Source organism: Chitinibacter sp. S2-10, from assembly GCF_046530675.1.
Lineage (GTDB): Bacteria > Pseudomonadota > Gammaproteobacteria > Burkholderiales > Chitinibacteraceae > Chitinibacter.
In genome coordinates this window covers 2,201,627-2,226,565 of sequence record NZ_CP172558.1, presented here as the reverse complement: position 1 = coordinate 2,226,565, position 24,939 = coordinate 2,201,627, and the positions used below count along the sequence as shown (strand labels likewise).

At 52.1% G+C, this 24,939-nt stretch carries 21 protein-coding genes; 12 read left to right on the top strand and 9 right to left on the bottom strand.

Going from position 1 to position 24,939, the window contains the following annotated elements:
* Positions 1–17: 17 nt before the first annotated feature.
* Together ACG2XO_RS10435 and ACG2XO_RS10430 are read right to left on the bottom strand one after the other, a co-directional pair.
* Complete coding sequence (locus ACG2XO_RS10435) at positions 18–788, bottom strand: HAD-IIA family hydrolase (protein WP_410497921.1); 771 nt, start codon at positions 786–788, stop codon at positions 18–20.
* Between the two features lie 73 nt (positions 789–861).
* A complete protein-coding gene (locus ACG2XO_RS10430) occupies positions 862–1,170 on the bottom strand; it encodes a nucleotide pyrophosphohydrolase (RefSeq protein WP_410497920.1) in 309 nt (102 codons plus the stop codon).
* 64 nt (positions 1,171–1,234) lie between these two features.
* Here ACG2XO_RS10430 and ACG2XO_RS10425 point away from each other — a divergent pair, with 64 nt between their 5' ends.
* Positions 1,235–1,408 (top strand): hypothetical protein, encoded by a 174-nt coding sequence (locus tag ACG2XO_RS10425; protein WP_410497919.1) that lies wholly within the window; start codon positions 1,235–1,237, stop codon positions 1,406–1,408.
* A complete protein-coding gene (locus tag ACG2XO_RS10420) occupies positions 1,408–1,983 on the top strand; it encodes a lysophospholipid acyltransferase family protein (RefSeq protein WP_410497918.1) in 576 nt (191 codons plus the stop codon). Before ACG2XO_RS10425 ends, ACG2XO_RS10420 begins: the two co-directional genes overlap by 1 nt.
* Positions 1,984–2,058: 75 nt before the next feature.
* On the opposite strand, the gene ACG2XO_RS10415 is transcribed toward ACG2XO_RS10420, so the two are convergent.
* Positions 2,059–2,262, bottom strand: coding sequence for a cold-shock protein (locus ACG2XO_RS10415; RefSeq protein WP_157670506.1), 204 nt, complete (start codon positions 2,260–2,262; stop codon positions 2,059–2,061).
* A gap of 224 nt (positions 2,263–2,486) precedes the next feature.
* Complete coding sequence (locus ACG2XO_RS10410; RefSeq protein WP_410497917.1) at positions 2,487–3,122, bottom strand: YceH family protein; 636 nt, start codon at positions 3,120–3,122, stop codon at positions 2,487–2,489.
* Between the two features lie 154 nt (positions 3,123–3,276).
* Here ACG2XO_RS10410 and ACG2XO_RS10405 point away from each other — a divergent pair, with 154 nt between their 5' ends.
* A complete protein-coding gene (locus tag ACG2XO_RS10405) occupies positions 3,277–4,407 on the top strand; it encodes an HD-GYP domain-containing protein (RefSeq protein ID WP_410497916.1) in 1,131 nt (376 codons plus the stop codon).
* 40 nt (positions 4,408–4,447) lie between these two features.
* Here the strand turns inward: ACG2XO_RS10405 and ACG2XO_RS10400 are convergent, their stop codons facing one another.
* The 4 genes from ACG2XO_RS10400 to ACG2XO_RS10385 form a co-directional block, all read right to left on the bottom strand.
* The gene (locus ACG2XO_RS10400; RefSeq protein WP_410497915.1) at positions 4,448–5,191 is read right to left on the bottom strand and encodes a S4 domain-containing protein; all 744 of its coding nucleotides are present in this window, start codon (positions 5,189–5,191) and stop codon (positions 4,448–4,450) included.
* A 48-nt stretch (positions 5,192–5,239) separates the two neighbouring features.
* The gene (gene arfB, locus ACG2XO_RS10395; protein ID WP_410497914.1) at positions 5,240–5,641 is read right to left on the bottom strand and encodes an alternative ribosome rescue aminoacyl-tRNA hydrolase ArfB; all 402 of its coding nucleotides are present in this window, start codon (positions 5,639–5,641) and stop codon (positions 5,240–5,242) included.
* A gap of 68 nt (positions 5,642–5,709) precedes the next feature.
* Positions 5,710–7,149 carry a pyruvate kinase gene (pyk, locus tag ACG2XO_RS10390; protein ID WP_410497913.1) on the bottom strand — a complete coding sequence of 480 codons (1,440 nt, stop codon included), beginning with the start codon at positions 7,147–7,149 and terminating at the stop codon, positions 5,710–5,712.
* Positions 7,150–7,511: 362 nt separating this feature from the next.
* A complete protein-coding gene (locus tag ACG2XO_RS10385) occupies positions 7,512–8,918 on the bottom strand; it encodes a transglycosylase SLT domain-containing protein (RefSeq protein ID WP_410497912.1) in 1,407 nt (468 codons plus the stop codon).
* Positions 8,919–9,081: 163 nt separating this feature from the next.
* Here ACG2XO_RS10385 and ACG2XO_RS10380 point away from each other — a divergent pair, with 163 nt between their 5' ends.
* From ACG2XO_RS10380 to ACG2XO_RS10370, 3 genes are all read left to right on the top strand, one after another.
* Positions 9,082–10,998, top strand: coding sequence for an ATP-binding cassette domain-containing protein (locus tag ACG2XO_RS10380; RefSeq protein ID WP_410497911.1), 1,917 nt, complete (start codon positions 9,082–9,084; stop codon positions 10,996–10,998).
* A 97-nt stretch (positions 10,999–11,095) separates the two neighbouring features.
* Positions 11,096–13,897: a PAS domain S-box protein gene (locus ACG2XO_RS10375; RefSeq protein WP_410497910.1), complete on the top strand. Its 2,802-nt coding sequence runs from the start codon at positions 11,096–11,098 to the stop codon at positions 13,895–13,897.
* A gap of 120 nt (positions 13,898–14,017) precedes the next feature.
* Positions 14,018–15,607 (top strand): peptide chain release factor 3, encoded by a 1,590-nt coding sequence (locus ACG2XO_RS10370; RefSeq protein WP_410497909.1) that lies wholly within the window; start codon positions 14,018–14,020, stop codon positions 15,605–15,607.
* 91 nt (positions 15,608–15,698) lie between these two features.
* Here ACG2XO_RS10370 and ACG2XO_RS10365 read toward each other — a convergent pair whose 3' ends face one another.
* The gene (locus ACG2XO_RS10365) at positions 15,699–16,958 is read right to left on the bottom strand and encodes a D-amino acid dehydrogenase (RefSeq protein ID WP_410497908.1); all 1,260 of its coding nucleotides are present in this window, start codon (positions 16,956–16,958) and stop codon (positions 15,699–15,701) included.
* A gap of 242 nt (positions 16,959–17,200) precedes the next feature.
* Between ACG2XO_RS10365 and ACG2XO_RS10360 the strand changes: the two genes are divergently transcribed.
* From ACG2XO_RS10360 to ACG2XO_RS10335, 6 genes are all read left to right on the top strand, one after another.
* Complete coding sequence (locus ACG2XO_RS10360; RefSeq protein ID WP_410497907.1) at positions 17,201–19,048, top strand: ATP-binding protein; 1,848 nt, start codon at positions 17,201–17,203, stop codon at positions 19,046–19,048.
* Between the two features lie 82 nt (positions 19,049–19,130).
* Positions 19,131–20,177, top strand: a complete 1,047-nt coding sequence (recA, locus tag ACG2XO_RS10355) for a recombinase RecA (protein ID WP_410497906.1) — start codon at positions 19,131–19,133, stop codon at positions 20,175–20,177.
* Between the two features lie 85 nt (positions 20,178–20,262).
* Entirely contained in the window at positions 20,263–20,727 is a 465-nt protein-coding gene (gene recX, locus ACG2XO_RS10350; RefSeq protein ID WP_410497905.1) for a recombination regulator RecX, read from the top strand.
* A gap of 244 nt (positions 20,728–20,971) precedes the next feature.
* A complete protein-coding gene (gene alaS / locus ACG2XO_RS10345; protein ID WP_410497904.1) occupies positions 20,972–23,590 on the top strand; it encodes an alanine--tRNA ligase in 2,619 nt (872 codons plus the stop codon).
* A 111-nt stretch (positions 23,591–23,701) separates the two neighbouring features.
* Positions 23,702–23,935: a DUF1653 domain-containing protein gene (locus ACG2XO_RS10340; RefSeq protein WP_410497903.1), complete on the top strand. Its 234-nt coding sequence runs from the start codon at positions 23,702–23,704 to the stop codon at positions 23,933–23,935.
* Between the two features lie 63 nt (positions 23,936–23,998).
* The gene (locus tag ACG2XO_RS10335) at positions 23,999–24,919 is read left to right on the top strand and encodes a DUF808 domain-containing protein (protein WP_410497902.1); all 921 of its coding nucleotides are present in this window, start codon (positions 23,999–24,001) and stop codon (positions 24,917–24,919) included.
* Positions 24,920–24,939 lie beyond the last annotated feature (20 nt).

The following is a 24,939-nucleotide window of genomic DNA, read 5'->3' as shown; positions in this document are numbered from 1 at the left end:
CCGATGATTATAACCATTTACAAGGCTTTGAAATCAATCTCGCCAACATGGTTAAAAACATAATCGGGTTTATACGGAAAATCATCGAGCATGGCTGTTGTCGTAACGCCAGAGAGCACCAGTGCGGTTTTCATTCCGGCCTCCATGCCGCCAACGATGTCGGTATCCATCCGGTCGCCGACCATCACGCATTCTTCCGGATGCACGCCCAATTTGCGGCTGGCGAGCATCATCATCAGCGCATTGGGCTTGCCGACGATATACGGTTTTTTGCCCGTTGCAGCTGAAATCGCCGCCAGTATCGTCCCGGCCGCCGGCTCGTTGCCGCCTTCAACCGGGTCGATCATGTCCGGGTTGGTGCCGATGAATTTGGCGCCGTGGTCGATAAAGCGCACGGCTTTTTTCAATTGCTCAAAGCTGAAAGTCGACGATTTGGCGACGACGACATAATCCGGGTTCGATTCGGAAATCGAAAAACCGACGTTATACAGCTCGTTGATCAGGCCGCCACCGCCGATAACGTACACCTTGGCGCGCTCTTTTTGCTGACGCAAAAACATGGCCGTCGCCATCGCGCTGGTGATGAAATTATCTTCAGTCAGCCCATGAATGCCGAGCGATTCGAGTTTGAGTTTTAAATCGAGCGGCGTTTGTTCGGCATTATTGGTTAGAAACAGAAACGGCGTTTTATCCGCCAGCAGTTTCTGCACAAATTCGTTCGCTCCGGGAATCAACTGCTTGCCGCGGTAAATCACGCCGTCCATATCGGAAATGACACTGCTGACCATTAAAATCTCCAATTTATGATGGGTATAGCCTTGAAATCAAACATCTGATTGGTCTACAAGCATATACATCGAATTACTTAGCCGGATATTTTTGCGCATTGAGCTGCATTTTATGCAAGAGTGCCTCTTCCATATCAATGCCCAGCTCATCAGCCAGACGCAGCATATACAGCATCACATCAGCCATTTCCTGCGCAATGGGCGATTGCTCATCCACATCCAAGTGTGCGGCCTGTTCGGGTGTGAGCCATTGATAATGCTCAAGTAGCTCGGCCATTTCGACCGACATTGCCATCACCAGATTTTTCGGATTATGAAATTTTCGCCAGTCGCGCTCGTCGGCAAATTGCCGTACCTTGATTGAGAGTTCTGCCAGATTCATCGTTTTTCAGGACTTTATGGAGACTAATCCGTAGAATACGCCCTCTAGATTAAGGAAAACCAGCATGACGATGAAAAAGTACGAATTGGAAAAGCGCAAAGCAGAAAAACTACACAATGATCTGCACGGTGCCAGCACGCCGGATCGGTTTGGTACCGCCAGCGCACAGGAAAAACAGCGCAAAAGCGGCATGAATAACCTGATGAGCAAACTAGTCAACAAGACCATCCCAAAATAATGCAGCACACGATTTTCGATACGCCGATTTTGCGCAACATCAGCCCCTTTCTTGCGCGGCTGGCCTTGCGTTTGAGCGGCTGGAAAATCGAAGGTGATTTCCCCCTGCTCGATAAATACGTGCTGATCGGTGCTCCCCACACCAGCAACTGGGATTTTCCGGTGGCACTGGCGATCTGTTGTGCCTGCAAACAGAAATTTTACTGGATGGGTAAACACACGCTGTTTCGCGGCCCTTTGGGACCGATTGCACGCTGGCTGGGTGGTATTGCGGTCGATAGGCGACAAGCCAATTCGCTGGTCGAGCAAATGGTTCAGATTTATCAACAACACGAACAACTGGTCGTCGCAATATCTCCAGAAGGGACACGCAAAAAAGTCGAGAAGTGGAAAACCGGTTTTTACTATATTGCGCTCGGTAGTCAATTACCGATCGTGCTGGGTTATCTGGACTTTGAACGCAAAGTAGGCGGCTGCGGCGGGATATTCTATCCGACGGGAGATATCGAATCCGATATGGCTCAAATCCGTCAATTTTATGCGCCGATCAAGGGTAAAAAACCGGAAAACCAATGAATACTTCAATTTTTGAGGACAACAAAAAACCCGGCAATGCCGGGTTTTCTACTAGCTTGAAAATTCAGCTCTGAATTACAGAGGTTGAATGTTAGAAGCTTGTTTGCCTTTAGGGCCAGTAGTTACTTCGAAAGAAACTTTTTGACCTTCAGCCAAGGTTTTGAAACCTTTAGAAACGATTTGTGAGAAGTGAGCGAACAGATCTTCGCCGCCTTCGTCTGGAGTGATAAAGCCGAAGCCTTTAGAGTCGTTGAACCACTTAACGGTACCTTGTGCCATTTTTCGTATCCTAAAATGCGGAATAAATAAAAGATGCACGAAAATCAAGGGAAAGCACTGCGGTACGGACTAGCCACTACGACAAACACATCCACTGCTTGAAGATCCTGCGCTGTATATATTCGCCGAGCCCAGCAGAGCTGGCAAGCACTTTTTGCACGAAAACGACAAATTTTTAGCAAAATCGCATAATTACCACTGCTGATATTCGCCCCACTTCACCTTTAGTCGCCCAGTTGGGATTTTAATGCCGCAAACTCGGCTTGCAATGCAGCCAGATCGGCCTCAAGCTGCTCGATTCTGGCTTGCAGTCCACTTGGATCCGGAGCAGCACTACGCGTTGGCAAAGCCGCCAGATCGACCTCACCCGAAAGTAAATGTGCCCAACGTGGTTCACGCTCACCCGGCTGGCGTGGCAATAAAGTCACCAAGGCTCCGGCGCTGCGCTCGGCCAGTTCGTGCAGAAAAGCTTCAATCGCTGAAATATCGGAAAAACGATGCAGGCGCTCGCAATTATTGCGCAACTCGCCCGCCGTCTGCGGACCACGCAGCATCAGGATTGCGAGTACAGCGACAGACTGGCTGGGAATTTGCAACACTTTGCCAAACAGCTGGCTATAGCGCGCGACGCGACCACTCAGATGATCGGCAATCCAGCCCTCACTTTTCAATTCATCCAGCGCATGAATCAAATCCGATTCGGTGAGTTCCATCACCGGATCCCGACTGCTTTTCTGATTGCTCCCGGCCAAAAGACTATTCAAGGTCAATGGATAGGTGTCTGGCACGGTGCGCTCTTTCTCGATTAATACGCCCAGCACCCGAACTTGAATCGGGGTCAAAACATTGCATGAGGTCATGCTTGCTCCAAAAATATGCGTTGCGCCGCATTATAAGACTATAAAAAGAAAGCGATCACTTTCATGCGCCCTGTCTCGGTATTGGAGCACAGAACTCAAGCCAGATGCGAACAATGGCCTCAGCGGAACACACTATTTTGGCAAAGGATATCGAATGAACTCTTTCGAGCAAAGCGGCATCAATTTGGTCAATCCGTATATCGAAGACTGGGATTCATTTCAGGATTTTCGCGACGGTCTGGCCGATCATGCCCCGCAAATTGAAGCGCTGATTGCTCGATTGAGACACCAGCCTGATGACCGAACCACGATCACCAATCTGTTTCGTGAATTCCACAATATCAAGGGTGATGCAGGCCTATGCCGGCTCAGTTTTGTCATCCCTATCGTGCATGGTGCCGAAACGCTGCTGGCGAGAATGCGCGCCGGCGAAATTTCATTTAACGATGCGCTGGCCGAAGTATTGTTACTGACGCTAGACCGGCTGGAACAGTCCATTGAGCTGCTGAGTCAGCGACAAACGCTGGCGTCACTCTCGCTGATGGCACTCACCAGCGGAATGAACCATCTGGCCGAGCAGCCTGAAGAGCAAATCAAAGCAGCCACTTTGCGGCTGATCGAAGCGGTCACCGGCTTCAAACCCAATCAGACACTCAATAAAAATTATCAACCGCAATTTCAGGAGCGCAGCAGCACCGCCCTGCATCAGGATCTGGTTTTTTTCCGCGAGCTGGCACTACAGCTGGAAGCACACTCGCCGCTCTTTGCCGGGCGCACCGAACGGAATCTGCACTATGCACTGGCAACCAATAAAATTGCCGGCAATCGGGTAGACCCAGAGCAGCTTGAAGCAGCCGTTTATTTGCACGATATCGGCATGATGTTTCTTCCCGACTCACTCTGGCTGCAGCCGGGAAAACTCTCGACAACGGCAATGGCACAATTGCAGCGCCATCCGCAATGGGCCGCAGAAATTGCCAATCGTTTTGTCGGCTGGCAGCCGGCAACGCAGATGATTCTGCAGCATCATGAAACTGTCACCGGCAACGGCTATCCGCAGCAATTACAGGAAAACGAAATATGTGACGGCGCAAAAATACTGGCGATTGTTGATGCTTTCGAAGCCATCTTGCTCAAACACAGCCATCGCGGCCAGCAAAAATCAACGCTACGAGCGATTGCCGAAATCAACGCGAGTGATCGACAATTTTCAGCCGAATGGGTGCAGGCCTTTAATCAGCTGATCCGCGAGCAAATCGAAGCCAAACATCAGCAGGGTATATAAACAGAAGCGTTGTTCAACAAAAGGTACAGAGCAATACCCATCAAATTCTTTCATTGGGCAATAAATAACGCCACTGTCCTTCGGCCAAAGCGCCCAATGGCAGGCTACCAATCCGGATGCGTTTATACGCTTTCACGGTCAAAGCAGCGACATCGCATAAATCAGGCACGATGCCTTCGGCATTAGCCCGAATCACCATCCGCAATTGCTGCTCGCTCTGACGACTGGTTTTCCAGCCCTTGATCGGCGTTTCGTCAAACATTTTGACTGCATTCATCGCTTCAATCTGGCTTTCGCTGGCGATTTCATTGAGCCAGACCAGATACTCCTGCTCATAATCATTGACCTGCGCCAGCTTGCCCGCCAAACGCGTATCTTGCGTTAGCAGCACCAGCCCGGTTGCATCAGCATCCAGCCCCAATGGCGTAACCAGACGTGAGCGATGTTTTTTCAACCAGACAATGCCCGAACGATCATCTGCAGCACGATTTTCCGGCACAAAAAACTGCGTGTATTCCTCGCCCGGCCAGACGGCGACGCCAGCCGGTTTATGCCACAACACCGTTATTTTATCGCCGGGGGCAAGCATGCTGCTGAGCATATCGGTTTCAAGGATTTTGATGTCCTGATGCGGCAGCACGCGGCTACCGAGCACGTCGACGATTTGCCCGTCGACCTGAACTCGTCCTTCGGCAATCAGCACATCGGCCTGCGTACGTGAGCAAAGCCCCAATTCCGCCATGCGTTTTGAAAGACGGATTGCTGCTGGATTGTCGTTGCTCATGGCGTGGTTCTCATTGCTAAAACGCCATTGTACGCAGTTTCAGCCACTTCAATCGATGCGAACTTTCCCGCGCTGCGATTTAATTGCGCCGCGCTGGTTTTTCTTATCCATTCGCGTTTGTTGCGAGCCCCAGCTCGGCTTGGTCGCACGACGCGCTTTGGGTCTATGTGCAACTTGGTCGATCAACGCTTGCAGGCGTTGCAAAGCTTCATACCGATTGGCTTCGAGACTGCGCGAAGATTGTGCCTTGATGATAATGACGCCGTCCTTGCTGATGCGCTGGTCTGGCCAATGCAGCAGGCGGTTTTTTAACTCATCCGATAAACGCGAGGCCCGAATATCAAAGCGCAAATGCACCGCGTTCGAGACTTTATTAACATTCTGCCCACCCGCGCCCTGCGCGCGGATCGCAGTAAAAACGACGTCGGCTTCGTCAACTTGATGATTCATGATGTTTTGTTCCAATAAAAAAACAGCCGACCAAAGTCGGCTGTTTCATGGTTCAAATCGCAATCAAATTACGCGCGCTGACCTTGGGCAATCTGGATAATCCGCATCGTGTTAGCGCCCAGATTCACATTGCTTTGTGAAGCCAGTGTCACGATCAGACGATCACCCGGCACGACACAGCCGCTACGCAACAATTCAAGCTGGGCGTATTCGACATGCGACTCGCGGTCAGCGCCGATTTTGGCATCAACCATAAATGGCGTCACATAACGGTAGAGCGCCAGTTTGCGATAGGTGTTGATTTCTTGCGTAAAGACATAAATCGGTACGCCGGAAATATAGCGTGACAGCCACAACGCTGACGCACCTGAATGCGAAATGCAGACAATTGCTTTGACTTTCATATTACTGCTGGCATATACCGCAGCCATTGTGACCGCTTGGTCAATGCGCTCGAAATCGCTGACATTATCGAATTCGCCTTCGACTTTGCCTTCGCCTGAGCGTTCAGCCTCCAGACAAGTGCGCGCCATCGCCTGTACCGCTTCGAGCGGATATTTACCGGCTGCCGATTCGGCAGACAACATGACCGCATCAGTCCCGTCGAGCACCGCATTGGCACAGTCAGACACTTCGGCGCGAGTCGGAATCGGGCTGGTAATCATCGATTCCATCATTTGCGTCGCAGTAATGGTGATCTTGTGTTTCTTGCGCGCCAGCTTGATCATGCGTTTTTGCAGACCAGGAACCGCTGCGTCGCCAACTTCAACGGCCAGGTCGCCACGCGCAACCATGATACCGTCTGAAGCATCGAGAATTTCTTCCAGATTGGTAATCGCTTCGGTGCGCTCAATTTTGGCGATCAGTAAAGCATGGCCACCCGCAGCACGTACCAGTGTGCGCGCCATATACATGTCAGCCGCTGATTTCGGGAACGATACAGCGATGTAATCGGCTTCCAGAATCGATGCGGTTTTGATGTCTTCCATGTCCTTGGCGGTCAGCGCCGGCGCAGTCAAACCGCCACCCTGACGATTAATCCCTTTATTGTTCGACAAGGTGCCGCCAACCGTCACTGTCGTAAACACTTTCGGGCCAACCACAGAATCGACGACCAGTTGAATTTTGCCGTCGTCCAGCAGCAGCACAACACCGGGTTCAACGTCGTTCGGCAACTCTTTGTAATCCAGACCGACGGTATCCTGATTACCCAATTCGCACTCGGCATCCAGAACAAATTTTGCGCCTTTGGCCAGCTCAATTTTGCTGTTTTCAAATTTACCAACGCGGATTTTAGGGCCTTGCAAGTCAGCCAGCACGGCAACCGATTTACCCAGTTTTTGAGCAATCGCACGCACGGTTGCAGCACGGTCAATATGATCTTGCGCTGTGCCGTGCGAGAAATTCAAACGAACAGTGTTCACTCCGGCCTGAATCAGGCTTTCCAGAACCACAGGATCGGTAGAAGCGGGGCCGAGCGTCGCTACAATTTTTGTGCCGCAATGCATAGTAAGAAATCTCCGGAGGGAATAAGCCAAAACAGTCAGGCGGAAAGATACGCCTGTTAACGGACGAAAGACATGATTTGGCGCAGAAAAACGGTCAATTTATTAGCTTTTTTGTTTACATAGATTAAAAAGCCAGAAAAACTACATAAAATTTCTGTAATTTTACTACAGTCAGCGCAACACTCAATCATTCAAACAATAAATCTGACATCAAGCAGACACCTTGCCACGGCGATTCAATTTGCGAACAAATAAACCAGCAAGCCAAATACTGGCAATAGGTATACACATAAAAGCCTAATACATCAAAACCTGCAGACAGATACCCTCGCAAAAATCAACTCAAGCGGATTGCAACTCACTTATTTGCTATCCAGTTGCTTATTACGAGCTTTTTCGGTGGCCTGATAGGCCAGATACAAACGGTTTACCGTGGAGACATAATCGACCATATTGCGACCGACCGATTGCAGTGCAATCTGCTCGACATGACCCGGCCAGATATTCGGGTTGAGCCCTTGTGCTTTGGCCTTACGGCGTAATTGTTGCAGCCGCCCTTCACCGGCGTTGTAGGCGGCAATCATGAAATACAGCTGGTTGTCTTCGCTGATCCCTTCCCGGCTATACATTTTGCGCAGGTAATTCAGATACAAGGCGGCGGCTGAAATATTGCCTTCGTTGCCATGTGGATCACGAATTCCCATCGCACGGGCGGTCGAAGGGTTCACCTGCATCACGCCGGTCGGGCCATTTTTACGGATCATCGGCGTCAGCTTGGATTCCTTCTGCCCAATGGCGGCGAGCAACAACCAGTCCAGATTATTGGCCGCTGCTGCGGCCTGGAAAATGGGAGCAAAAATAGCCAGTTTATCCATCGAAGAAATTTTATCGCTGCGCTCAATCTGGGCTCCGCTAATCAGAAACCGTCGGGTCAGCTCGATGGCTTTCTCCATAGTGACGCGATTTTTGCTGCCCAAATAACGGTTCAAATCATCGGCCAGCGCGACATTATCCTGATCGACACCCCAGACCAGCGAAACCGTATTATTTAAACATTCAGACAATTTCAGACTAGGGTAAGTCGCAGACCAGAGCCGGTAAACCCAGCGACTGCTCAAACTTTGCAAGGCCGGATTCTGGTTCATATCACGCAGCAGCATTTCGGCATTACTCCCCTGCGGCGGCTCATCAAGCGCGACTTCCTTGCCCTCAATCGCGAGCAGACGGCGACCATAGCTGGCCGAATTCAACGTCAGTGCTTTTTGCCCCAGCTGGTCAAAAGTAAGCGGATTATCACGATGACTGACCAGACACCATTGATCCTGCGCATACGGCTCGGTCGGTCTGATTAATGATTTCAGACTGTCACTGTATGGCAGCATGCCAGCTGCAATGTCGCCACGCCCTTCACGCAGAGCAGGAATCAGCTCACCCGCGTCAACCGGAATAAATTGCAGACGAATCGGTGGGCGACCTTTGGTGCGACGGCGGTTTAATTCGCTCTCGAAGCCTTGCAATAAAGCAAACTCCAAGCCATGCGGCCGACCATCTTTCAGAAAATAGGTCGATGGTCCCAGCGCCACCAGAACCCGCAAGCGATCCGGCGGGTTGTCTGCATCATAAGGCGCACCATCAGCTTGCTGCATTGCTGGATGGCTCGCTCCCGTTGCAGCCACTTTGCCAGTCGAAACCGTTCTGGCTTGCGCCGGGGCGCCAAGCAAAAAAACCAGTAAAAACACAGATAAAACCGAACTCCAGACTCGCCTCATGCGGGTCTCCTCGATTCGCAGAATTACAGCGATTCTATATGCCAAGATGGCAATGTCCAAACTGGATGGCTTTTCAGTCAAAAAAAGCAGAATGTAAAACATAACGGTATATGACTCCCAGGCCGTATAATCGCCACTTAAATTGCTACCTCAAAGTTATCCCATGCCCTTGCTTATCGTTGAAAATGCCCACCTCGCTTTCGGTCACTGGCCACTTTTAGACGGCGCCAATCTGGTGCTTGAACCGGGCGAGCGCGTGGGGCTGATCGGCCGCAATGGCGCGGGCAAATCGTCGCTATTGAAAACCATTGCTGGCGTCAACAAGCTCGACGAAGGTGCGATCCGACTGATTAATAATGCCCGGATGGCTTTTGTGCCGCAGGAACCGGTGTTCGAGCCGGGTCACACCGTTTACGAGGCCGTCGCCGAAGGTCTGGGCAATGTGCGTCAGTTGCTCGTCGATTACCACGCGGCGATTCATGATCTGGATGACTCGGATGAAGGCATGCAGCGGCTGGCCGATTTGCAGCACGAACTGGAAAATCAGGATGGCTGGCGTCTGGACTCGCTGATTGCCAATACAATGTCGATTCTGAATCTGCCACCCGATACCTTGGTCAGTTCGCTCTCTGGCGGCTGGAAAAAACGCGTCGCGCTCGCGCGCGCACTCGTCACCGAACCCGATGTTTTATTACTCGACGAGCCAACCAACCATCTGGACGTCAGCGCGATTGAGTGGCTGGAAACGCTGCTGAAAAACTTTAGCGGCAGTGTGCTGTTTATCACGCATGACCGGAGCTTTCTCGACAACGTCAGCACGCGCATTGTTGAACTCGATCGCGGCAATATCGTTAGCTTCCCCGGCAACTTCTCGGCGTACGAAGTCAAAAAAGCCGAATTACTCGCCGTGGAAGAAACCGCCAATCGCCAGTTTGATAAAGTCCTCGCTCAAGAAGAAGTCTGGATTCGCCAAGGTATCAAAGCGCGCCGTACGCGCAATGAAGGCCGTGTGCGTCGCCTGGAAGCGCTGCGACGTGAACGTGCCGCACGGCGCGAGCGCGTCGGTAATGTCTCGTTCCAGCTCGATGCTGGCGAGCGCAGCGGCAAACTGGTCGCCGAGCTGGAAAATGTCAGCAAGTCATACACCAACCCGGATGGTAGCGAAAAAATCCTGATCAAGAACTTCACCACGCGGCTACTGCGCGGGGACAAAATCGGCCTGATCGGGCCCAATGGCGCGGGCAAAACCACTTTGCTCAAAATGATCTTGGGCGAGCTCGAACCCGATTCAGGTACAGTCAAACGCGGCACCAATCTGCAGGTGGCATATTTCGACCAGTTCCGCGAACAGCTCAACGAAGAGCAATCGGTTGCCGATACCGTTGGTCAGGGCAATGATTACGTCGAAATCGGCGGCCAGCGCAAACACATCATCGGCTATCTGGAAGAGTTCCTGTTCCCGGCCGAACGCGCACGCAGCCCGGTGAAATCATTGTCGGGTGGCGAGCGCAACCGCTTGCTGCTGGCGCGCCTGTTTACCAAAGCGGCGAATATTCTGGTACTCGACGAGCCAACGAATGACCTGGATATCGACACGCTGGAATTGCTCGAAGAATTACTCGCCAGCTACACCGGTACCGTCTTTGTCGTCAGCCATGACCGCGCTTTTCTGGATAATGTCGTGACGCAAACCATCGTTTTCGAACCGAATGGCGTTTTGCTGGAAAACGCCGGCGGCTACGCGGACTGGATTAGTGCACGCGAACGAATGATCGCCAGCCGGGTTGAGACGAAAAAAGTCACGCCGCCCGCTGTGACCAAGGCTCCCGAAGAGAAAAATAAAACCAGCCGCAACAAACTCAATTTCAATGAAACCCGCGAACTGGAGCGGCTTCCAGCCGAGCTCGAAGCCCTCGACGCCGAGCAAACAAAATTACAACAAACTTTACTTGATCCGGCCATTTATCGTACCGAGCCAATCAAAGCGCGCGAAATGCAGGCTAGAATCGAGGAAATTGAAATGCTGACCCTTGAAAAGCTCGAACGCTGGGAAGCCTTGGAGGCGAAACAAAATCTTTGACGTTAGCTTATTAGACGACGACAAAACACCAAGCAATCATATTACCCGGCAAACACTACGCGGTTTGCGGGGTGGCTTGCTTGGGTTTTATGCCGTAATGGTTCTGCTGGTATTACTGACGCTGGCCTGGATTACCGTGCGTGATTACCATCAAGCCATCACCGAAGCACAACGCAGCGATCAGTCACTGGCGCGTGCGCTCGATGAAAACGCCACGCGCGCTTTTGTTTCGGTTGAACAGGCAATGCAGAATATCGCCGAGGATCTGAATCGCCTTGGCGGTGTAGAAAAAGCCGACGAATATCTGATGCATTTGTTGCTCAAGGATAAAGTACGTCTGACACCGCAAATTCGCGGCATCATTACCATAGACAGCACTGGCAATATTCACAGCCATGGTCTGGAATATCCGGCCCGTAAAGTCAATTTATCGGATCGGGCGTATTTCCAGTATCACCGGGAATATGACAGCCTTCAATCCTTTATCAGCGAACCTCTTCTTTCGCGCACTGATGGCAAATGGCTGATTGCCTTGACGCGCCGCATTAATGGGACTCAAGGCCAGTTTGGTGGCGTTTTGCTCTCCGGCATCGAGCCCGGTTATTTCTTGAATTTTTACAAATCACTGGATCTACCCAAAGGTGTCTCGATTCAGCTATTGCGCAGCGATGGCATTGTGCTAGTGAACTACCCTTTTGATGAAAGCAAACTGGCCACTAACGAAAGGGAACAATACTCGCTGCTATTCGAACAACTGCGCCTCAAACGCCATAGCACCCAGCGAATTGAGGGGGAAATGGGTAAGGAGCAGCTATTCACCTTTATGGTGAATCAAAGCCAGTTACCCCTGATCATTACGATCAAACACGATTACGACGTCATCCTCGCGCCATTTCACCAACAAACCATGACCCGCATCATGCTGGCAATGGGGCTGATGGTCGTGGTATCCCTGCTGCTCTATATGCTGCTGCGTCAAATCCGCCAGCTCGAACAGGTTGAAGGAAGGCTGTTTCTCACCCAGCATACCGTCGATGAGTCACCCGACTTGACGCTCTGGTCAGATCACAATGGACTGATCCGCTATGCCAACAAGAGTCTGGCCAGCGTCTCCGGATTTGGTCGGCAAGAATTACTGATCCAGCACTTTATCGATCTGTTTACCGAAATCAGCGAAGACGACTGGCAGAACTACTGGCATACACTGCAGGATCAAAAACAGTTAAGTATTGAAAGCCTGCTGCAAACCAGCAATGGCGAAAAAATCCCGATGGAGTTGACGCTTTCACTGATCAAGTTCCAACGTGAAGCCTATGTCTGCTGTACTGCACGCGATATTTCCGAACGCCGATTAGCCGAACAGGAATTACGTCAGCACCGCGACCAGTTACACGAAATGGTACAGGAGCGTACCGCCGAAATCCGCACCGTATTGGATGCCAGCCCACTGGCCGTCATGCTCTCGCTCAATGGCGAAATTCATCTGGTCAACCCCGCATTTGAGCTGCTGTTCGGCTATACCGGCAGCGATATTATTGGCGTCGAAACCCAGCAAATTTTTGGTTCAGTAGAAAAATACGACAATATCCGGCAGAAAATCTGGTCGCGCATTGCGACTGGCGGCGTTTATCGTGGCGAAACCGAGCTGTATCGACGCGACCAAACGCCATTCTGGGCGATGATCTACGCCAAAGCACTCGTCGCCGGCGATATGAGCAAGGGCATGATTGCGATTATCGAGGACATTACTTCGCAACGGATTGCAGCCCAATCACTACGTCAATCCGAACGCCTGAACCGCACGATTATTGACCAGACCGCCGACGGCTTTTTGCTGATCGATGCCGATCACAAAATTCGTGACGTCAATCATTCGTTCACCCGCCTACTCGGTTTCAGTCGCGAAGCATTGATCGGACAAAATCCGCACGCGATCTGGGGAGATACCTCCACCCAGTTTTTCCCTGAAGACCTGATGAATCTTGCCCTGCAGGGACATACCATCAAGGACATCGAGCTTTCCGACCAGTATGGCAAACTACACCCCTTCCTGATCAATAGCGGCATCGTACTCGACGAGCAGGAAAACATTGAATACGCCTATTGTTTCTTCACCGATATTGCCCAGCTCAAGGAAATCGAGCGCCGCTTGGTCGACGCCAAAGATGCCGCTGAAAACGCCAATCTGGCCAAATCATCCTTCCTCGCCAATATGAGCCACGAGTTGCGCACACCGATGCATGCCATTTTGTCATTCTCCGAAATGGGGCTGGCCAAAACCGGCAAGCTCGATTTACCGGAAAGCAACCATTTAAACCGCTATTACGAACGCATCAATGCATCGGGAAAACGCCTGCTTGTCCTCTTGAACGATTTGCTCGATATGTCGCGGCTGGAAGCCAACAAAATGAGCTATGACAAAGGCAAGTACAGCCTGCAAGTCATTGTCCGGATGGCGATTGCCGAAATGAGCTCGCTGCTTGCAGGCAAGCAATTACAGGTTGAGTTTATCGAACACCCGGAAGACATTACCGGCATTTTTGACAAAGCCCGGATTACGCAGGTAATCGTCAACCTGCTCTCGAACGCGATCAAATTCAGCACCGCAGGCAGCCGAATTGAAATCACCATTCATCCTGTTGATCTGCTGGAAAATGGCGAACCTGCAGTCAGCATCGAAGTTCGCGATCACGGCCCGGGCATTCCCGAGAACGAGCTGGAAACGATTTTCGATAAATTCATCCAGAGCAGCCGCGTCCGCATGGGTGGCGGTACAGGGCTGGGGCTGGCGATCAGCCGGCAAATCATGCTCGATCACGGCGGCCAGATCAGCGCCAGAAACCACCCGGAAGGCGGTGCAGTATTTACTCTGCTATTGCCCAGCAATCCGACGACCTGACAGGGTCTAACGAAGTTTGCCCGAGACTCGCCCAGCCATTAGCAACAGCCGCTGGGCGCCCTGTTCTAATACTGCCAATCAGCGTACAATCGCGCGTTTTTCCCCCAGCCAATCAAGACCATGCCGGATATTCGCAGCGAAGTGGCGCGTCGTCGTACGTTTGCCATCATTTCCCACCCTGACGCGGGTAAAACCACGCTCACTGAAAAACTGCTGTATTTTTCGGGAACGATTCAGGCTGCCGGTACGGTCAAGGGTAAAAAAGGCGGCAAATTCGCGACGTCCGACTGGATGGATATCGAGAAGCAGCGGGGTATCTCGGTCGCCTCGTCCGTCATGCAGTTTGATTACCGCGATCACGTCGTCAACCTGCTCGACACGCCCGGTCACCAGGACTTCTCGGAAGACACTTACCGCGTTTTGACCGCCGTTGACTCGGCCTTGATGGTCATCGACGCGGCCAAGGGTGTGGAAGCGCAAACGATCAAATTGCTGAACGTCTGCCGCATGCGCCACACGCCGATTATCACCTTCATGAACAAGTACGACCGTGAAGTGCGTGATAACCTCGAATTGCTCGACGAAGTCGAAAGCGTACTCGAAATCCGCTGCGCGCCGATCACCTGGCCCATCGGCATGGGCAAGACGTTCCGAGGCGTGTACAGCATTCTGACCGACGAAATTATCCTGTTCACGCCGGGTCAAGGCCCGCTCGATGAAGTGGAAATTATCAAAGGCATCGACAATCCGCGTCTGGATGAATTGTTCCCGCTGGAAATCGAAAACACGCGTATGGAGCTCGAACTCGTTCGTGGTGCATCGCACCCATTCGATCTGGAAGAATTCCTCGCCGGTACTTTAACGCCAGTGTTCTTTGGCTCGGCGATCAATAACTTCGGTATTCGTGAAATCTTGAACGCGCTGGTCGATTGGGCACCGCAACCGTCGGAAAGCCATGCGATTCAACGCGATGTAACGCCGTTTGAGGAAAAATTCTCGGCTTTCGTGTTCAAAATTCAAGCCAATATGGACCCGAAACACCGCGACCGGATTGCCTTCTTGCGCGTCTGCTCGGGTGAATTTACGCGCGGCATGAAGTTCAAACACTTGCGCCTTAATCGTGAGATTGCCGCCAACTCGGTCGTCACATTCATGGCGCAAGGTCGTGAGCAGGTTGAAGAAGCCTATGCGGGTGACATTATCGGTCTGCCCAATCACGGCAATATCCAGATTGGTGACTCGTTTTCTGAAGGCGAATTGCTGTCATTCACCGGCATTCCCTACTTTGCACCGGAAATGTTCCGCATTGTGCGAATCAAAAACCCGCTGAAGATCAAGCAACTGCAAAAAGGCTTGCAACAGCTCGGTGAAGAAGGCGCGGTTCAGGTGTTCAAGCCGCTCAATGGTGGCGATCTGATTCTGGGCGCCGTTGGTGTGCTGCAGTTTGAAGTCGTCGCGTCGCGCTTGCTGAATGAATATGGCGTGGAAGCGATGTTTGAATCGACGCCGATTTACACCGCGCGCTGGGTGTCGTGTGAAGACGCGAAAAAACTCGCCGACTTCGAGAAAAACCTCGTCAACAATCTGAGCCGCGACGCTGCCGACAGCTTGGCCTATCTGGCCACCAGCCGGGTGAATCTCGATCTGACGATGGAACGCTGGCCAGAGCTAAAATTCCACGCCACGCGCGAGCACGCCATTACGCTGTAATCGACTTTAGACATACACACTAAGGGTATTGCCTTGCAGTTCTTTTCCAAATTGATCTGCAGAGTAATACCCTTAATTTTTCTGACCTACACTACACGCCAACGACAAACGGAAAATCCACTTCTGGTTTGCGCTGCGCGATCAAATCGCTAATCGCTTTGGCCGAGCCGCAGCATTCGGTCCAGCCCAGCGTGCCGTGCCCGGTGTTCAGCCACAAACTTGGATAGCGCGTCTGGCCGATATAGGGCAGATTTCCCGGCGTGGCTGGGCGCAAACCAGTCCAGAATTCGGCGCGCGCATAATCCATGCCCTGCGGGAAAATCTGGCTGGTGCGATCAATCAGCGCCTTGCAGCGGATCGGGTTCAGCTCGAGGTTGTAACCATTAAATTCAGCCGTTCCGGCGACGCGCAAACGATCACCCAGACGTGAAAACACCAGCTTGTAACCATCGTCGGTCAGGCTGACCGTCGGTGCAAAATCAGGGTCAATCACCGGTATCGTCGCCGAATAGCCTTTGGCCGGATAAATATCGAGTGTAATACCAAGCGGCTGCAAATACTGCGGGCTGTAGCTACCCAGACAGACGACAATCTGATCGGCCTGTAAAATTTCCACGCCCTCTTCTTCGCTGCGCACGCGTACGGCTTTGACGTCATCACCCTCGCGAATCAGCGCTTCAATCGCGCAGTCATAGCGAAATTGCACGCCCAACGCGGCACAGCGGTCGGCCAGCTCATTGGTAAACTGACGGGCATCGCCTGATTCATCGCTCGGCGTATATGTGCCACCGACAATCGGATGGCGCGATTGCGTCAGCGCCGGTTCGATCGCCAGACATTCGGCGGCAGTTTTAACCTGTCTGTCCAGCCCGACTTCGCGCATCAGCGCAGCAGCCGGGATCGCGGCTTCATATTCGGCTGGGTCCGTGTAGTAGTGCAAAATCCCTTCGGTACGTTGGTGATATTGCACACCGGTTTGCTCGCGCACTGCCTGCAGCGTATCGCGACTATACAAACCGAGCCGAACCAGATTCTGCAAATTGGCTTTGGCTTGCGCTCTGGTGCATTGCTGCAAAAAGCGCAAGCCCCAGCGCCACTGGTTCCAGTCGGCTTTCAGGCGAAACAGTAAGGGGGCATCTTCTTCGCCCAGCCATTGCAAGGTCTTCCACGGTGCTTTCGGATTGGCCCACGGCTCGGCATGGCAGACCGAAATCTGCCCGCCATTGGCATAGCTGGTTTCTCTGGCTGGCTCTTGCGCACGTTCGATCACCGTCACTTCATGCCCTTGTTGCGCCAGAAACCAGGCCGTCGTCACGCCAATAACGCCAGCACCCAAAACGATAATTTTCATTTTTGTTCTCCCCGATTAGTCCGCCGACCAAGAGCCAATAGCGCCGCCCCGAACAGCAAGCCCATTATGCCGTGCAGATATCGTTGATCGAAGCGGATTTTGCGCCAAGCCTGCGACAGATCAAAACTATTGCGCTTTACAACAGCTTCTTGCTGCAGGGGTGAATGCGTGGTCGGAATAAACAAACTCGATTAGACTGCATATAATTTGTTCAACCGTCGGCCAAAATCCATCATTTCCCAATGAATTTGTCACTTCGACCCGCCGTTGTCCTCGCCATTTTGCTGGGTTTGCTGCTTCCGGCCACAATCAATGGCTATCTGAGCATCCGTAATGAACTCAATACGGTGAAGACCAGCACTCATCAGGATCATCAACGTCTGGTTGATATTCTGGTGCTGGGCATGCAAGAACCGTTGTGGAATCTGGCGCCCGAAGCTGGCAAGCCCCTGCTCGACTCGGTCATGAGTGACCCGCGCGTCGTCCGAATCGTCGTCAACGATGCGTCGCTCGGCGGTATTTTTCTGCGCGTTGAGCAGCCGGAGCGCCGGATTGGCGAGCGCTCATCGATTTCGCATCTGGTTAGCAAACAAGGCAATATCATCGGCAATATCACGCTCGAACTCGATAACGGCATCGCAACCCAGGCGATTGAGCTCAAACTGCAACAATACTTGCTGGCCGTTATTCTGCAGGTCTGTTTCAGTCTGGCATTAATCCTGTTTTTACTGAATTCACGGGTACTACGCCCGCTGGAAAAACTCACGCAACAAGCTACGTTGCTGGCAAACAATGCGCTTGATCGCTCTCTGGACTGGCATCGCGGCGACGAAATCGGTCAGCTTGGCCGGGCTCTGGAAACGACCCGGCAAGCCATGCAACAACTGATCGGCACGCTGGAACAGAAAAACTTGCAGCTGGAAGGCGACCTGATGAGTCGCCAGCAAATCGAATCCGCTTTGCGTGTCAGCGAAGACAGGATGCGCCGACTGGTCGAATCAACCCGGCTGATTCCGTGGGATGCGCGCCCCGATGAATGGCGCTTTACCTATGTCGGCCCACAAGCCGAACAATTGCTCAATTACCCCTTGTCAATCTGGTATAGCGAAGGTTTTTTAAGCAGCTTTTTGCACGCTGACGACCGGCATTATGCCTATCCGCTATTTGCCGACGAACACCAACCCGGGCAAGTGTATGAATTTGAATGCCGCCTGCTGGCAGCTGGCGGCAAAGAAGTCTGGATTCAACTAATCGGCTCGTGCGATCTTGATGCCTCAGGCCAGCCCCATTTGCAGGGATTCTTGTTTGATATTAGCGCTCGAAAACAGAATGAAATCCAGCTGGAAAACTACCGCCATCACCTTGAAAACGTCGTTGAATCACGCAGCCGCGAGCTGGCCAATAGCAGTCATGAGCTGGAAATTCTGACCCATATCCTGGCACACGACTTGCGTACCCCGCTGCGAACAATTGAAGGCTTCAGCCAGATTCTGCTTGAAAATTATCAGCCGCAACTCAATACCAATGCCAGCAACTATCTGCAGCGCATCCGCAGCAGCATCAATGGGATGGCCAGCCGCATCGACGATTTGCTGATGCTGCAAGGGTTTACCCGTGCCGAAATTCATTTACAAGACATTGATCTGAGCGCGATGGTCAACGACATTGTCGATGAAATCACGATGCTGCAACCCGATCAGCCCCGTGATATCCAGATTGCCAATGATATTCATATCCAGGGTGACCCACGATTGATCCGGATTGCGCTGTTCAATTTGCTCGAAAACGCATGGAAATATTCGCAACACAAAGACATCATCAAAATCACTTTTGGCAGCTCGCAGGTTAATGGTCAAACGGTTTACTTCATTGCCGACCAAGGTGCCGGTTTTGACATGAGCCAAGCCAAAAATCTGTTTACGCCTTTCTATCGTCTGCATCCGTCGACACAATACACCGGTAACGGCATCGGACTGACCGCAGCACACCGGATTATCAGCCGCCATGGCGGGCGAATCTGGGCCAAATCGGCACTCGGCGAAGGCGCCATTTTTTACTTCAATTTACCGGGTTCAAATCAGCAAAAATAAACATTCGCATGCAGAACACTTGCAATACAGAACGAATGTTCTATAATCGCACTACCTCCACATCTCGCCCAGGAAAAGCATCATGGATGACAATAAAAGCAAAGCGCTCGCCGCAGCACTAGCCCAGATCGAACGCCAGTTTGGTAAAGGCGCGATTATGAAAATGGGCGACAACCAGATTGAAAACGATCTGCAAGTTGTTTCGACCGGCTCGCTCGGTCTGGATCTGGCACTCGGCGTCGGCGGTTTGCCACGTGGCCGTATTGTTGAAATTTTCGGGCCAGAATCATCAGGTAAAACGACCTTGTGTCTGCATGTCGTAGCCGAAATCCAGAAGCTCGGCGGCGTTGCCGCTTATATCGACGCTGAAAACGCACTCGATCCAATTTATGCACAAAAACTGGGCGTCAATGTTTCCGACATGCTGATTTCCCAGCCAGACACTGGCGAGCAAGCGCTCGAAATCGCCGACATGCTAGTTCGCTCGGGCGGTGTTGATATCATCGTCGTTGACTCGGTCGCTGCGCTGACGCCGAAAGCCGAGATCGAAGGCGAAATGGGCGACGTGCACGTCGGCCTGCAAGCGCGTCTGATGAGCCAGGCTTTGCGCAAACTGACCGGCAATATCAAACGCACCAATACGCTGGTGATTTTCATTAACCAGTTGCGGATGAAAATCGGCGCGATGATGCCAGGACAAAGCCCGGAAACCACCACCGGTGGTAATGCGCTGAAATTCTACGCCTCGGTTCGTCTCGACATCCGCCGTATTGGTGCAGTGAAAAAAGGTGAAGACATTATCGGCAACCAGACCAAGGTCAAAGTCGCCAAAAACAAAGTCGCTCCGCCATTCCGCGTCATTACTTTCGACATTTTGTACGGTGAAGGCATTTCGCGCGAAGGCGAAATTATCGAACAGGGCGTAGTCAACAAGATCGTCGAAAAATCCGGCGCTTGGTATAGCTACAACGGCAACAAGATCGGCCAAGGCCTGGAAAACTCGCGTCAGTTTTTGAAGGACAACCCAGAATTAGCCGAAGAAATCATGAAAAAAGTACGCGACAAACTGATTGGTAGCAGCATGCCGATTGAAATGGGCGCCGAAAACGAAGCCGAATTGGCCGAGTAATCACGGTTTTGGCGATAAAAAAGGCGCTCAATGGGAGCGCCTTTTTTATCGCATTTAAAATTGAATCAATCACAGGATCAGCGAGATGGTTTCGCTCAGAAATAAAGCATTGCAAATGCTTGGTCGGCGCGATCATTCACGTGCCGAGCTGGCGCAAAAACTACAAGCCTACACCGAAACACCAGAAGAAATCCCGGCGCTGCTCGATGATTTTGAAGCGCGCGGCTGGCTGTCTGACAGCCGCTTTGCCGAACAATGGACGCATTACCGCAGCCAGCGCTATGGGCTCGGACGATTAAAGCAGGAATTACGGCAAAAGGGTATTACTAGCGACATTATCGACGCCAGTATTGAAGCGGTCGCCGATCAGGAAGAAGAAACCGCCCGCCGTTTATGGCGAAAGAAATTCGGCCAAGTCGCGCAAGACCCCAAAGAGCGCGCCAAGCAATTGCGCTTTTTAGCCAGTCGGGGCTTTAGCACCGCCGTCATCTATCGCGTGGTCAGCGCTGGCGAGGATGAACTGCACAGCGAATTCGACATCGACGAATAAATACCAACAAGGGTATATCCATATAGATCAATCTATACCTATCCTGCATCAACATACCCATCAAAAAATCCAAATAAGTCTGCCAGCCAGATTTTCATTCTGATCAACAGGCTGGCACACTCAACGCAAGTTCAACGCTACACGCGACTAAGCGATACAAATCCCCTCGCCGCCTACCCGACTCTGTCGCTTTGCATTAGAATCTATACCCTTGAATTTAAACTGCGCGCGCGTGAACCGTCTTATGAAATCATCCCAGATTCGCCAGAAGTTCCTGGACTTTTTTGCCAGCAAAAGCCACCAAGTCGTGGCCTCATCCTCGCTGATTCCGGCCAATGATCCAACGATCCTGTTTACCAATGCCGGTATGAACCAATTTAAAGACGTATTCCTCGGCTTTGATAAACGCCCTTACACGCGCGCAACGACCAGCCAGAAATGCGTTCGTGCTGGCGGCAAGCACAATGACTTGGAAAACGTCGGCTACACCGCACGTCACCACACTTTTTTCGAAATGCTCGGCAACTTCTCGTTTGGCGATTACTTCAAACGCGAAGCCATTTTGTACGCGTGGGAATTTCTGACCAGCCCAGAATGGCTGGGGATTCCGAAAGAAAAACTGATGGTCACCGTGTATGCCACGGACGACGAAGCATTTGATATCTGGAACAAAGAAGTTGGCGTTCCGGCGGAAAAAATCGTTCGCATCGGCGACAATAAAGGCGCGCCATACGCATCAGACAATTTCTGGCAAATGGGCGACACCGGTCCTTGCGGCCCGTGTACCGAAATTTTCTACGACCACGGCCCGCAGCATTGGGGTGGCCCTCCGGGATCACCTGAAGAAGACGGCGACCGTTTCATCGAAATCTGGAACAACGTTTTCATGCAATTCAACCGCGACGAAGCGGGCGTATTGCATCCGCTACCCAAACCATCGGTCGACACCGGCATGGGCTTGGAACGTATTTCTGCTGTCATGCAGAAAGTTCACGCCAACTACGAAATCGACTTATTCCAGCATTTGCTCGCTGCCGCACAACGTGAAACTGGCGCAAAAGACGCTGATTCACCGTCGCTAAAAGTGATCGCCGATCATATCCGCTCGTGTGCCTTCCTGATTGCCGACGGTGCCCTGCCGGCCAACGATGGCCGCGGCTATGTCTTGCGCCGTATCATTCGCCGCGCAATTCGCCACGGCTACAAGCTGGGTCAAAAAGGTTATTTCTTCCACAAACTCGTCGCGCCGTTGGCCGACGTGATGGGCGATGCTTATCCAGAGTTGCGTCAGCGCAAAGAACACATCATTGATGCGTTAAAAACTGAAGAAGAAATCTTCGGCCGTACGCTCGAAAATGGCATGACCTTGCTCGACACCGTATTGGGTGGCGGCAAGCAAGTGCTCGATGGCGATGTCGCATTCAAGCTGTCTGACACTTATGGCTTCCCGATTGACCTGACCGCCGACGTTTGCCGCGAACGCAATGTGACCGTGGATATCGCCGGCTTTGAAGCCGCGCTCGAAGCACAGCGCAAGCAATCAAAAGCTGCAGGTTCATTCAAAATGACTGCGGGTCTGGCTTATGAAGGCGAAGCATCGTGCTTTCATGGCTACACCGAGAGCAGCCGTGCAGCCAAAGTTATCGCGCTATACAAAGGCAGCGAGCAGGTTCAGCAACTCAATGATGGTGATGATGGTGTAGTTGTTCTCGACCATACGCCGTTCTACGCCGAATCGGGCGGTCAGGCTGGCGACGTGGGCGTGATTGCCGGATCTGGCGTGTTTAATGTCACCGATACGCAAAAAATCAAAGCCGATGTGTTTGGCCATCAAGGCCAGATCATCAGCGGCAGCCTGAAAGTGGGCGACGCTGTCACGGCGAGCATCGATATTGCCAAGCGTCAGGCGAGCCAGCGTAACCACAGCGCAACGCACTTGCTGCACGCCGCTTTGCGCGAAGTACTTGGCACGCACGTAGAGCAAAAAGGCTCACTGGTGAACCATGAGCGCACACGTTTTGACTTCTCACACCCGAAAGCGCTGACGACGGAAGAAATCGCCAAGGTCGAAGACCTCGTCAATCAGGTCATCATGGCCAACGAAGAAGCCGTGGCTAAATTGATGAGCTATGACGACGCGATCAAAAATGGCGCAATGGCGCTGTTTGGCGAGAAATACGGCGATGAAGTTCGCGTACTGAAAATGGGCGAATTTTCGACCGAATTGTGCGGTGGTACGCACGTTGGCCGTACCGGTGATATCGGCCTGTTCAAGATCGTGTCTGAGGGCGGTGTGGCGGCAGGTATTCGCCGGATCGAAGCCATTAGTGGCACCGCGGCACTGGCAACCGTACAGGCGCAAGATGCCGAACTGAAAGCTGCGGCTGCGATTGCTGGCGCGCAGTCAGGCGAATTGCTCGCCAAGCTGGAAAAACTGCAAGCTGAACTCAAAGCTGCACAAAAAGAAGTATCTCAGCTCAAAGGTCAGATGGCGTTTACCCAGCTCGACCAATTGATCGGCGTCGGCATGCGCACCATTAATGGCGTGAAATGCATAGGCAGTGTGGTCGATGGCGTTGAAGCCGGCATGTTGCGCGAAATGAGTGACAAACTGATGGATCGCGTTGAAAGCGGCATTGCACTGCTTGCCTGCGTCAACGATGACAAAGTCAGCCTGATTGCACGCGTGTCGAAAAATTTGACCGGCAAAGTCAAAGCCGGTGAGCTGGTCAATATCGCGGCACAAGTCGTTGGCGGTAAAGGCGGTGGTCGCCCAGATATGGCACAAGCCGGTGGTACAGACACCAGCAAGGTCAAAGATGCAATGGAAGCTGCATCACAGTGGCTGGAAACAAAGCTGTAATTACACTCGCATCCAAGCAAATGGCCACCCAAGGGTGGCCATTTTTCAAGGGTATACGGCTGTAGATCAGCCATAAAATAGCCTGCAAAGACATACTGGAAAGGGTATACGATGAACGCGCCACACCTAGCTCCCGGGCTATATCGGCATTACAAAGGCTCGCTCTATGAAGTGATTGAGCTGGCACGGCATTCTGAAACCGAGGAATGGCTGGTCGTCTATCGCCCACAATATGGCGAACGCGGCTTATGGGTGCGTCCGCTGGCGATGTTTATTGAAGACGTCGAAATCAACGGCACTCGCCAGCCGCGATTTGCCAAAGTCGACGACGCACAGCATCACTGACATTTAATTCAATCATCGGCATCAAAATGCCGGACTCATTCAAAAATCAGAGAAGGAACTACCATGGCCGGAGCCAGCTTACTCGCGCTGCTTGACGATATTGCCGCGATTCTCGACGACGTGTCGATCATGACCAAGGTCGCCGCTAAAAAAACCGCAGGTGTACTGGGTGACGATTTGGCGCTGAACGCCGAGCAAGTGAATGGCGTACGCGCCGAACGCGAATTGCCCGTCGTTTGGGCTGTGGCAGTCGGCTCATTGAAAAATAAAATCATTCTGGTGCCTGCGGCTTTGCTCATTAGCGCATTCGCACCGTGGGCGGTGATGCCGCTATTGATGATTGGTGGCCTGTATCTGTGTTTTGAAGGCGTCGAAAAACTCGCACATAAATTTTTGCATTCGCCCAAAGAAGACGCCGCCGAACATCAGGCCTTAGTCGAAGCGATCGCCGACGACAGTGTCGATCTGGTCGCCATGGAAAAAGACAAAATCAAGGGTGCGATTCGCACCGATTTTGTCTTATCGGCCGAAATTATCGTCATCGCACTGGGCACCGTAGCCGATAAAACGCTGGGCACACAATTTATGGTGCTGGCGGGTATTTCAATCCTGATGACCGTCGGCGTCTATGGTCTGGTTGCAGGGATTGTCAAAATGGACGACGTCGGTTTTTACTTGCTGAAAAAAACCAATTCGGCGCTTAATTTAATCGGTCGCGGTCTCGTTGTAGCAGCACCAAAATTGATGAAAGTACTGACCGTCGTTGGCACTGCGGCGATGTTCCTGGTCGGCGGCGGGATTTTGACGCACGGGATTCCTGCGCTACATCATTATCTGGAAGCTCTGGCGCAAGCTGGCGGCAGCATTCTGGGTGCACTGATTCCTAGTCTGGGCAATCTCTTGGTCGGCATCGTCGCCGGCACTATTGCGCTGATCGTCGTGACCTTGCTCAGCAAATTATTCGGCAAAAAAACTGCACATTAATTCGTCTCGAACTGACCCAA